Origin of the sequence: Clostridium algidicarnis, from assembly GCF_000703125.1 — a bacterium.
GTDB lineage: Bacteria > Bacillota > Clostridia > Clostridiales > Clostridiaceae > Clostridium_L > Clostridium_L algidicarnis.
In genome coordinates this window covers 271,525-284,190 of the sequence record NZ_JNLN01000001.1, presented here as the reverse complement: position 1 = coordinate 284,190, position 12,666 = coordinate 271,525, and the positions used below count along the sequence as shown (strand labels likewise).

The window sequence follows — 12,666 nt, the reverse complement described above, 5'->3', positions numbered from 1 at the left end:
ATTATAAATAAGGAGGACTATTATGGATTTTTCATCATTAGTGATTATGGAGAAAGAAAAAGATACTAATTTATTTTTAAGAGAACTTGGAAGTTATGAAGTAGGGGACGGAGGGAATTATGTAAGGAAACTATTTTGTATAGACGGCATGGTGAGCCTTTACTTTGATACTGATAAGGATGTTGAGGAATGGGAATATTCAGCTATATTTGATTTGTTTGATACAAAGGCTTTCATAGAAAAGGGATATGAAATAAAAGATAAAGATGAGGAATATAACCCTACGTGGCTCATAAGCTTTCCTTATGATGAGAAGAGAGAGATTATGAGTTACAAAATAAATGAAATATGTAATTTAATAGATGAAGCTATTAAAAAGGTTTATGTAGACATACAAGGTAAAAAAGAGGAATATATTTAAGGCTTCAACAAATATATTAGAACAGATTAAGTAATGATATATATAGATTCAAGAATCTTCATACTATTGTAATAGCAATTTAAGTTTTGCTATGATACAGTGTTTATATGTGGTTTATTAAAGGAGGAGTTTTTATGACAGAAGTAAAAAGATTAAAAACAAGAGAGGAAATAGCTTCACAATACAAATGGAATATAGAAAAGGTATATAAAGATTCAAGAAGGTGGGAAGAAGATTTTCAGCAGCTAAAGATAGAAGCTTTAAAGCTGAAGGAATTTCCAGGGACACTTAGTGATCCTAAAAATTTAATAGCATATCTTAATTTAAAAGAAAAGATATCAAGAAAAGCAGAAGTATTATTTGTATACGCTCATCTTAAATCAGATGAAGATACAGCTAACACAGAATTTCAAACTATAAAGGAAAAGATAGATGGCTATTTAGCGGAACTTTCTAGTATAAATGCATTTTTTGTTCCAGAAATATTATCATTAAATGAAGAAGAATTATTGAAGAACATAGACGAAATACAGGAACTAAATATGTATAAGTTCTTTTTCAAGCAGATAATTATAATGAAACCTCATACACTTTCTAGAGAACTTGAAGAAATGCTTGCTTCTGTTTCAGATTGTCTTGAAGCTCCAGGTAATATATTTGGTATGCTTACTAATGCAGATATGACATTTCCAAATATAAAGGATGAAAATAATAAAGAGGTTGAACTTACAGAGGTTAATTATGCAACCTTTATAAGGTCAAAGGACAGAAGAGTTAGGGAAGAAGCTTTTAAGGCTTTATTTAATACTTATAGTAAATTTAAAAATACTTTAACTAGTTCTTTAACATCTTCAGTAAAAAACTTTATATTTGTATCAAAGGCTAATAAATATGAGTCATCTTTAGAGAGTTCATTGAAGCCAAATAATATACCAGTAGAAGTTTATTATAAATCTATAGATACTATAAACAAGAATTTAGATTCACTTCATAGGTATGTAAGTGTGAAAAAAAGATTACTAGGATTAGATGAGATGCATATGTATGACTTATATGTTCCTGTAATAGATATACCAAAAGAACATATTGAATTTGAGGAAGCTATTAAAATAGTAAAAGAAGGTTTAAAGCCACTTGGAGAAGAATATTTAAGTATATTTAAAGAGGGCGTAGATAATGGATGGGTAGATGTATTTGAAAACAAAGGTAAAAGAGGGGGAGCATATTCTTGGGGATGTCATGATACTATGCCCTATGTTCTTTTAAACTATAACTATAGCATAAATGATGTTTCTACCTTCGCACATGAGATGGGCCATTCTATACATTCATATTATTCAAGAAAAAATCAACCACAGGTATATTCTAATTATACTTTATTTTGTGCTGAGGTTGCTTCAACTACAAATGAAGCACTTTTAATTCACCACCTTATAAATAAAGAAGAGGACGAAAATAAAAAATTATACTTAATAAATCAAGAATTAGAACAAATAAGAACTACAGTATTCAGACAACTTATGTTTGCTGAATTTGAAATCTTAGTTCACGAGAGTATAGAAAATGGGAAACCATTAAATAGTAAGGATTTGTGCAGTATATGGCATGACTTAAATGTTAAGTACTTTGGACCTGATATGATTGTAGATGAGGGAATAGATATGGAATGGGCAAGAATACCACATTTTTATTCTGACTTTTATGTTTATCAGTATGCTACAGGTTATGCGGCTGCAAGTGCCTTTGCAAAAACTATATTAGAAGACAACGAAAATGCATTAGAAAAATATAAAGGATTCTTAAAAAGTGGTGGTAGTGATTATCCTATTAATATATTAAAAACAGCAGGGGTTGATATGACTACATCAAAACCTTTGGAAGCTACTATAGCTAGATTTAATGAACTTTTAGATATGTTAGAAAAATAAGCTGGATAAATTTTAAATTATAAGGTGAAGGTGTATTGAGACTTCACCTTTTTTAATTTATACTAATGTAGTAGGGTTAGTATATTTTAATAACATAGTTAAAGGAGCTATTCTTCATATATACTTATTTTGTTACAGTAAAAAAAGAATTTTACGAGGTGAATTATGCGGATAGAATTTATATTAAAAGTTAAACCTGGTGATATACTAGCAAAAAGTATATTTTCTAGTGATGGAAAAATACTTTTAAGGGCTGGAGTTAGTTTAACACTTAATTATATAAATAGACTAAAACAATTAGAGGTGCTTTATGTTTATATAGAAGATAAGAGACTTTCAGATTTAGACTTAGAAGATATAAGGCTTAATGAATTAAAGATAGATACATTAAAAGGTATGAGTAGCATAGTAAAAAAGATCACCTTAAATGATAGAGTGGATATCATGGATTCCTTAATTAAAGTAGAAGAACTTATGAACTACATAATAGAGTTTGGAGATATAAATAAAAGTTTAAATGATATAAAAACTCATGATAATTATACATTTGTACATAGTATTGATACTGGAATAATGGCTGCGTTTTTAGGTATAAATATGGCCTTTAAACGATCAGATATTATAAATCTTGGAATTGCAGCTACACTTCATGATATGGGAAAGGTGAAAATAAGTAAGGATATATTAAATAAATCACAAGGGCTTTCAAATGTTGAATATTTAGAAATAAAGAAACATCCAATATATGGGGCAGATATATTAAGGTCAAACACGGACCTTTCTGTAAAGGTAACAGATGCCATATTACAACATCATGAGAGGGTAGATGGAACAGGATATCCATTTGGACTAAAAGGTAATGATATATGTCTTAATGCAAAAATAATATCAGTTTGTGATGTATACGATGCAGTTAGTAATGATAGAAGTTATAGAACAAAATTTAATCCAAAGGATTCTTATGAACTTATACTAGCGGGATCAGGAAAGTTCTTTGATGAAGAGGTGGTTAAAGTATTTAAGGAAACCTTTGCAGTATACCCACTAGGTTCATGTCTAAAACTTTCAGATGGAGTAGAAGGATATGTAATAAAGCAAAACAAGGGATTCCCTGATAGACCAGTAATAAGGGTGCTTTATCATGGAGAGGACAAAACACCTATAAAATTTTATGAAGTAAATTTATTAGAACATATAAATTTATCTGTAGAATGTGTCTACTAAGCATACAAAAAATTATGATTCAAAGTAATGGCTAAAGATTGAAATAAGTATAAAGGTTGCTTAATTTGTTGAAAATAGCTTGAGTATTATGTAAGATAGAATCATTACAATGAAAATATTAATTTATAATATATAGATTAATTAAAAAGTGAGGATGTATGAGAGAAAAGTATATTAATAATATTATTTCATCTTTGATAAAAGATTACGGATTTAGTTTAGAAGAATATAAGATATCAAAGGACGACTCTAAAGGTTCTTTAGTTATAAAGTATGAAAATGAAAATGCCTTTGTAGTTACATTTTCCACTAAAGAAGACTTCGCAAACAAAAGTTTCTTAGCGCTAGAATATATGAGGGAAAAAGGCATTAAGGCATTAAGTCTTAACAATATAATAATAGATAAATTTACAAATGACTATTTAGATATATTAGAAAATCAAAACTATAATTTTATAATATTAGATTCGGACAATGGTGGATTGGTTGGGAGTAGTGAGCAGATAAAAAACTTCGCAGGATTAATTTCAAAGCTAGCCCAAAATGATAAAAGTGGTAACACTAAAAAAAGAACCCTTAAAAAATCAATAAATGAATATAAAGCTACCTATACACTTATAGGAATAAATATATTCATATTTATAATATCAGCTTATTTATCTCAAAGTATATTTGATATAGACATAAAGGTATTATTGTTTCTTGGTGCTAAAAACAATGAGCTAATAAATGCAGGTCAATATTACAGATTATTTATGGCCATGTTTTTACACGGAGGTTTGCTACATTTAGGATTAAATATGTATGCCCTTAGAACTACAGGTGAAATAGTAGAGAGCTTTTATGGGAGAAAGAAATTTTTGATTATATATTTTCTTTCAGGAATTACTTCATCACTAGCTTCTTATATGTTTTCACAAAGTACTTCGGTGGGTGCTTCAGGTGCAATCTTTGGACTTCTAGGAGCATCTCTTATTTTTGCATATAAAATGAAGCATAAAATAGGTAAAGAATTTTTAAGAAACATATTATCAGTTATAGTTGTTAATATATTGATAGGCATTACCATACCTAATATAGATAACTTCGGTCATTTAGGAGGTCTTGTAGGAGGTCTTATAATTTCTTTTATATTATTTAAAGAATAAAATGCTTTTAAAAATCAATTATATTTTAGCTTATTTAGTAAAAGGAAGTGGATTGCTATGTTAGTTTCTAATGTGAAGGTTAAATTATCAGAAGAAGATTTAATTGGAATTATAGATGAATATTTAAATGTAGAAGGTCTTAAAATTAAATCTATTTTAATAAACGAATTTATACAAGTAATAGGCTCATATAAAAAGGTCATAGATATACCATTTAAACTTACTTTAGCTTTTGGAAGTTTTTATAACAATGAGATAAATTTAAAGCTCACATCTCTTAAGGTGTACAAGATAGGGGTAATATCACCACTTAAAAAATATACCTTAAAGAAGGTTATAGAGGATTTAAAACAAAAGGGCGTATACGTTAAAGAAGATAATGTTAAATTAGATTTAAATATATTATTAAAAGCTGTACCTTATGTAACATTTAAATTAGATTATATAGAATTATTAAAATCTTATGTGGAAGTTTCAGTTTCAACTTTAGAAATTTCATTAAATAAAAGTGTAGAATCTTTAAAAATTGAGGATGTCAAAGAAGATATAATTTATGATGATATTGAAAATTTAGAAAAGGTTAAAGATTGTTACTCTATAACTAGAGAAAAGGTTACACAAAACCTACCAGAAACGTATAAAGAAACTATTGAATGGGCAATGATTATTCCGGATATTTTATCTTTAATTTATAGAATATTTAAAGATAAAAGAGTTAAGACGAAGACTAAAATAGCACTAGGTACATCTATTGCTTATTTAGCTCTGCCATTTGATATTATTCCAGATAGAATACCTTTTATAGGTAAGATAGATGAATTTGCAGTAGCATTTTTTGCAATCAATAGAATAGTTAATGATGTACCGCTCCCTATTATATTAGAAAATTGGGAGGGTAAAAATAATATAATTATAGTATTAAAAGAAGCCATAACTTATATAAATAAATTTAGTGGTGGAACAAATGTTGATAAATTATATAGTGTTATTTTAAAATTTTCATAAAAAATAAGGTGAGGTAATAAATGGGAAAGAAGTTTTATGCCATAAAAGAGGGGTATGATAGTCTAAAGGGTCAAAAGGTAACAAATGAAATCGTTACTAGTTGGAACGAGTGTTTAAGTTATGTTAAAGGCGTAAAGAGTGCTAAATATAAAAGCTTTGAATCTTTGGTGGAAGCAGAAAACTTTTTAAAAAGTGATAGTAAACTTCTTAAAAAAGGTATAGATGAGTATCCAAAAAATATTCCTCAAATATATGTAGATGGTAGCTTTAACATAGTAACTGGAGTTTATGGATATGGATTTGTGGTTATAATAGAAGATGAAATTGTATATGTTGAAAAAGGAAGCGGTATAGAAGATAGCGAAAAGTGTTCAAGGCAAATAGCAGGTGAACTTAAAGCTGCACTTAAAGGAACTGAATATGCTTTAAAAGAAGGTTACAAGAATATAATAATATTTCATGATTATGAAGGAATAAGCCACCATGCTACAGGATATTGGGAAAGAAAAGGAAAATCATCGCAAGATTATTATAATTTCATGAATTATGCTATGAAAGAAAATGGATTAGAAATAATATTTGTTAAAGTAGATAGTCATACCTTAGACTTATATAATGAGCTAGCAGATGAACTTGCAAAATCTGCTGCAGGAGTAGAAATAAAAAATGTATTCAACAAATTACTTAAAAAACAAGAAATAAAAGTAATAAACCAGCATATAATTGAAGATATCGGAGACATAGTAAGTGAGTCTTCTAAAGATAATATAAAAGTTTCTAAAATTTTTAATGAAGGTTCTATGAAAGAAAGTAAAAATCAAAACATGGGGTTACAAACAATAAATAGTGTAGAAGGTGAAAATGAAATATTGTATGCTATAGAAAAAATAAAAAACCTTTCACTTAAAGATACTAATAAATACTTAAAATCATTGGATATTAAATTAAAAGATAATATTATAATTAATCTTTTAAAATAAGGTTTTATTCATTCTCCAATTATTACAACGTTTAATAATATAAAAAGTGTATAAACTACCTATAGAAATAAAAAAAAGGGGTGGTTAAACATGAAAAAGACTAAATTTATCACAGGAATGACTACTGGAATTGCTATAGGTGCTGCTGTTAGCATGATGAGTACTGACATGATAGACAAAAAAACTAAAAAGAAGATTAAAAGATCAGGAAAAAGCATAAGAAATGTAGCGGACAGCATGTACAGCGGAATGTCAAATTTTATGAAATAATGATACAAAAAAAGAGAAGCTTAATTTTTATTAAGCTTCTCTTTTTTAGATTTTATTTAATTGAATAGAACTTATAAAAACTTATAGGCATATGGGAATATGATGATGGGATGTAATAATATGTAATAAGATGTAAAAAAACTAAAGAAAAAATTAAAGCATACTCTATTTATACTAAAAAATATAGGGTTTACGCTAAAAATATGGTATAATAAAACAGAATATTCATGCAAAGTATTAGATTATTAATATATATTATGAAGGAAGAGTGATTATGGAGATTTTATCTTTAGGAGAAAAGATTAAAAGACGGAGAAAAGAATTAAATATGACATTAAAGGACTTAGCTAAAGACAGGATAACCCCAGGACAAATAAGTTTAGTAGAGTCAGGTAAATCTAATCCTAGTATGGACTTATTAGAATATTTAGCCTATGCCCTTGAAACTTCTGTAGATTATCTTATGGAATCTGAGGAAAGTCAAGCAGAAAAGATTTGTTTGTTTTTTGAGAATATGGCAGAAGCTAATATACTTAATGAAGATTTAAATAGTGCCATTGGATATATAGAAAAGGCTTTATATTATGGAGAAAAATATAACTTAGAATATAGAAAGGCAAAAAATTTATATCTAAGTGCTATCATACATAAATCTCGAAATGAATATGGACTCGCACAACAACTTTTTTTATCATCAAATGTTATATTCATAAAAAACAATAGCTATGAAGATATTGTAAAAACCTTTTTAAATTTAGGCAAGGTTACATTTGATGCAAAAGCTTATTATTCCGCTAGTAGTTATTTAAAGCAAGCAGAGAAGACATTTTTAGAAAACAATATGGGTGATGATGCCTTGATAGGTGAGATATATTACTATATTGCAAATACCTTCTATAAACTAGAAAGTTTAAATGAGGCAATAAGCTATACTTATCTTGCAAAAGAAAAGTTTAGTAAGCTAGATGATAAAAAGAATTATGCAAAGTCACTTCTTTTATTAGCAGACCAATATAATAAAAAAGGTGATGTAGATAATGCTATAAAATATTCTGTGAAAACCTTAGACATATTCAGAGAGTTAAAAGATTCATTTCAAGTATCTCAGATTGAAAACAATTTAGGAAAATTATTTTATGAGTTTGAAAATATTGAGCAATCATTTAAACATTTTAATAAAGCAAAAGACATGCGTTTAAGAAATGAGGATCCTAAAATAGTAGAGACACTTATAAATATTTGTGAAAATTACATAAAAATAAAAGATAAAGAAAACTGTATAAAGGCTTTAAGTGAGATATCATCTAAAATAGAAGATGGTGACAACGATGCTTTAATAAAATATTACCTTTTAAAATATAAAGTAGAAATGTTAGAACAAAATAGTTCGGAGGCAGAAAATACCTTAATAATGGCTTTGAATTTTGCGAAAAATATGGAACTTTATAAAGAAGCTGCAGAAATATCAATAATTTTAGGAAATTATTATATAGAAAATAAAGATGACAAGGGCGCAGCGAAATATCTTAATGAAGGGGTATTAATGTTTAAGAAACTAGGAGTAATTAAGGATATTTAGGTACAAAAACCATTGAAAATAATTTTTATTTGGATAGGTGTGATAAGTTATGGAAATATTATCTACAGGAGAAAAGATTAAAAGAGCTAGAATATATAAAGGGGCTACATTAAAGGATATATGTGAAGATGAAATATCAGTATCCAAAATGAGCTGTATAGAGAATGGTAAGGTTGTGCCAGAAAGAGGGGTTGTAGAGTATATAGCAAAAAAGCTTAATTTAGATGTGGATTATCTTATGAAAAACACTGATGAACAAATAAAAGACAATATAGAATTGTTAAAAAATAGCAAATTTAATGATGAGGTAGAGGAGAAACTCCAATATAATTTGGAATATTCACTAGAATGCAAATATTATAACTTGGGATTTGAAATAGTACATATTTTATTTGATGGATACTTAAAAGTTGGTAAGTTCGAAAATATTCAGATTATAAACGCTAAGTATTACGATCTTTGTCAAAAGTCAGATCCTTATAATAGCAGACTTATTTATTATAAGGATATGGCAAAATATTTATATATGAATAAAGAATATTTACAAGCAGCTACCTATTATAATTCTGTAAAAAAGTATTTAGCTGAAAATGAAATACAAGATTATGAAATGTTATCAACAGTTATATACAATGAATCAGCATGTTATATGATGATAGAAGACTATGATAAAGCTTATGAAGTTATTTCTACAGTTATAGATATTTTAGATAGTGTGAAGGATGATACCAAAAATGCAGAAATTTATCATTTACTTGCTATATTATCCTTAAAAATGGAAAAGGATAACTTTGAAGAATATGAAGAGAAATCTTATAAATATTTTAAAGAGGATAACAAGGGAAAAGCTAATGCTATGTTAAACTATGCTATCCCGATGTTTGAAAATGGCTATAAGGATAAAGCTACAAAATATATAAAAGAAGGGTTAAATATATATCCAAAACATGATAAAAAGGAATTAGTAGGATGTATGCTAAGGTGTATAGAAGTATTGGTGGAAAATGGTATACTGGATGAAGCACAATTAATTTCTAATGAAGCTTTGAATCTGGCTATAGATTGTGATGATATAAATCATATAGAAAAGTCATATTACTTTAAATCTGCTATATTACAAAAGCTTGGACATTACGATAAAGCTGACATGTATATGAATCTTTCTACAGATGCCTTGTTTAAATATGCAAATAATCAAGAACGATATGAAAGATATATGGAAATGGGAAATATGTATTATAAGATGGGAGATATAAGTGAAGCTATAAAATATTTTACATTAGCAATAGGCCTTCAAAAGAAGATATAATAGATGTCTTTTTTTACATATAATTAAAGATTTTAACGATATATTTAATGAAAAAAGATTGTATTACATTGTAGTATAGTCTTTTTATTTTTATGATATATTGATAAACTATATAATATATCATAAAAATAAAAAATATGCTTAGGAGGAGAAGATGTATGAATATAGAAAAGTTAACATTAAGAGTACAACAATCATTAAATGATTCTAATGCTTTGGCTGTAAGTTACAATCATCAACAAATTGATATAATACATCTCTTTGCAGCACTTGTACAGCAAGAAGATGGACTTATACCAAATATATTAGAAAAAATAGGGGTAAATTTAAAAGCACTAAGGGATAATATAGACAGTGAATTAGAAAGATTACCTAAGGTGTTAGGAAGTGGTGCTGCTGGAAATTCTGTATACCCTACAAGAGGCATAGAAGAAGTATTTATTGCAGCAGAAAAAATAGCCAACAATTTTAAAGATTCTTATGTTAGTGTTGAGCATGTTATGTTAGCAATAATGGATATAGATTTTAAAGGACTTACAGGAAAGATAATGAAAAATAATGGGATAGTTAAAAAAGATTTTATGAATGCGTTAGCTAAAACTAGAGGAAATCAAAGGGTAGATACTGTAGACCCAGAAGGCACCTATGATGCTCTAAAAAAGTATGGGATGAATCTTGTAGAGCTTGCTAGAAACCATAAGTTAGATCCTGTCATAGGAAGAGATGAAGAAATAAGAAGAACTATTAGAATATTATCTAGAAGAACTAAAAATAATCCTGTATTAATAGGTGAACCTGGAGTTGGTAAAACAGCCATAGTTGAAGGTCTTGCAGAAAGAATTGTAAGAGGAGATATTCCAGAAACTCTTAAAGATAAGATAATATTTTCATTAGATATGGGAGCTTTAATTGCGGGAGCTAAATATAGAGGAGAGTTTGAAGAAAGATTAAAAGCGGTATTGAAAGAAGTTCAAAGAAGTAATGGAAAAATAATTTTATTTATTGATGAACTTCATAATATAGTAGGAGCAGGTAAAGTAGAAGGTTCTATGGATGCGGGTAATCTTATAAAACCTCTATTAGCTAGGGGAGAGCTTCATTGCATAGGTGCCACTACCTTTGATGAATATAGGCAGTATATTGAAAAAGACAAAGCTTTAGAAAGAAGATTTCAACCTGTAATAATAGGAGAGCCATCTGTAGAAGATACCATATCTATATTAAGGGGATTAAAAGAAAGATTTGAAATACATCATGGAGTAAGAATTCATGATTCAGCTTTAATAGCTTCAGTTAAATTATCTGATAGATATATAACAGATAGATTCTTGCCAGATAAGGCCATAGACCTTATGGATGAAGCTGGTGCAATGATAAGAATGGAAATAGATAGTTTGCCTACAGAACTTGATATTATTAGAAGAAGGATATTCCAACTAGAAATTGAACTTGAAATCTTAAGTAAAGAAAAAGATAGCTTTTCTAAAGAAAGATTAATGAATTTAGAAAAAGAACTTAGTGAATTAAAAGAAAAGGATAAGGCTATGACAGCTAAGTATGATAAAGAAAAGTCTCATATCTTAGAAGTTAGAGATTTAAAAACTGAACTTGACGATGTTAGGGGTCAAATTGAAAAGTACGAGAGAGAATATGATTTAAATAAGGTAGCAGAATTAAAGTATGGCAGGCTTCCGCAAATAGAAATGAAGATTGAAGAAAAAGAAAAGTTAATTAAAGATAACTACGAAGGGGCACTGTTAAAAGAGGAGGTAACGGAGGAGGAAATATCTAATATAGTATCAAATTGGACGGGTATTCCTGTTTCAAGACTTTTAGAAGGGGAAAGAAATAAACTTTTAAGACTGGAAGATGAACTAAAATTAAGAGTTATAGATCAAGAAGAACCTATAAAGGCTGTAGCAAACGCTGTTATTAGGGCAAGGGCAGGACTTAAAAGTCCAAACAAACCAATTGGATCTTTTATATTTTTAGGCCCTACAGGAGTTGGGAAGACAGAACTTGCTAAAACATTAGCTAGAACATTATTTGATAGCGAGGAAAATATTATAAGAATAGATATGTCAGAATACATGGAGAAGTTTTCAGTATCTCGACTTATAGGTGCACCTCCAGGTTATGTAGGTTACGAAGAAGGTGGTCAATTAACAGAAGCTGTTAGGAGAAAACCATACAGTGTTATACTTTTTGATGAGATAGAAAAAGCTAATGAAGATGTATTTAATATATTTCTTCAAATTTTAGATGATGGAAGGTTGACTGATAATAAAGGTAATATTATAGATTTTAAAAATACAATTATAATTATGACATCTAATATAGGAAGTCAATATTTACTTCAAAATAATCAAGAAGATTATATAGAAAGTCATATAAAAGATGCGGTATTGAAGGAAATGAAAGATAGATTTAAACCAGAATTTCTTAATAGAATGGACGACATAATTTTATTTAAACCATTATCTAAAGAAGGAATAATAAAAATAATAGATATATTTTTGAAGGATTTAGATTATAGATTAGAAGAAAAAAACATAAAATTAAATATAACAAAAGAAGTAAAGATGCTTATAGCAAAGGAAGGCTATGATCCTATCTATGGTGCAAGACCACTTAAAAGATACATCGAAAATACTTTAGAAACAAAAATAGCTAGAAAGATTATTTCCGGAGAAATAAAAGAAGGTAATAATATAAAGGTAATCATGGAAGATGGAGAAATAACAATTAAAGAAGGTATTAATAAATAAATATGAGGTTAAAATATAAAGGTTGCCAAAATAT

Annotated in this window: 10 protein-coding genes; all 10 read left to right on the top strand. The window is 28.0% G+C overall.

Translation table 11 applies throughout. The features are described 5' to 3' along the window. Positions 1-22: 22 nt before the first annotated feature. The 10 genes from BV55_RS0101385 (at position 23) to clpB (ending at position 12,632) form a co-directional block, all read left to right on the top strand. Positions 23-421, top strand: a complete 399-nt coding sequence (locus tag BV55_RS0101385) for a DUF6762 family protein (RefSeq protein ID WP_029450929.1) — start codon at positions 23-25, stop codon at positions 419-421. A gap of 134 nt (positions 422-555) precedes the next feature. Then, positions 556-2,349, top strand: coding sequence for an oligoendopeptidase F (gene pepF, locus BV55_RS0101380; protein ID WP_029450928.1), 1,794 nt, complete (start codon positions 556-558; stop codon positions 2,347-2,349). A gap of 165 nt (positions 2,350-2,514) precedes the next feature. Further along, complete coding sequence (locus BV55_RS0101375) at positions 2,515-3,573, top strand: HD-GYP domain-containing protein (protein ID WP_029450927.1); 1,059 nt, start codon at positions 2,515-2,517, stop codon at positions 3,571-3,573. A 158-nt stretch (positions 3,574-3,731) separates the two neighbouring features. Continuing rightward, the gene (locus BV55_RS0101370) at positions 3,732-4,721 is read left to right on the top strand and encodes a rhomboid family intramembrane serine protease (RefSeq protein WP_029450925.1); all 990 of its coding nucleotides are present in this window, start codon (positions 3,732-3,734) and stop codon (positions 4,719-4,721) included. 57 nt (positions 4,722-4,778) lie between these two features. Continuing rightward, entirely contained in the window at positions 4,779-5,726 is a 948-nt protein-coding gene (locus BV55_RS0101365; RefSeq protein WP_029450924.1) for a YkvA family protein, read from the top strand. Positions 5,727-5,746: 20 nt separating this feature from the next. After that, a complete protein-coding gene (locus BV55_RS0101360) occupies positions 5,747-6,706 on the top strand; it encodes a ribonuclease H1 domain-containing protein (RefSeq protein WP_029450923.1) in 960 nt (319 codons plus the stop codon). Between the two features lie 90 nt (positions 6,707-6,796). Further along, entirely contained in the window at positions 6,797-6,976 is a 180-nt protein-coding gene (locus BV55_RS0101355) for a hypothetical protein (protein WP_029450922.1), read from the top strand. 274 nt (positions 6,977-7,250) lie between these two features. Further along, positions 7,251-8,555, top strand: coding sequence for a helix-turn-helix domain-containing protein (locus BV55_RS0101350; RefSeq protein ID WP_029450921.1), 1,305 nt, complete (start codon positions 7,251-7,253; stop codon positions 8,553-8,555). A 49-nt stretch (positions 8,556-8,604) separates the two neighbouring features. Then, positions 8,605-9,864: a helix-turn-helix domain-containing protein gene (locus BV55_RS0101345; protein WP_029450920.1), complete on the top strand. Its 1,260-nt coding sequence runs from the start codon at positions 8,605-8,607 to the stop codon at positions 9,862-9,864. A gap of 158 nt (positions 9,865-10,022) precedes the next feature. Then, positions 10,023-12,632 (top strand): ATP-dependent chaperone ClpB, encoded by a 2,610-nt coding sequence (gene clpB, locus BV55_RS0101340; protein ID WP_029450919.1) that lies wholly within the window; start codon positions 10,023-10,025, stop codon positions 12,630-12,632. The last annotated feature ends 34 nt before the right edge of the window (positions 12,633-12,666 follow it).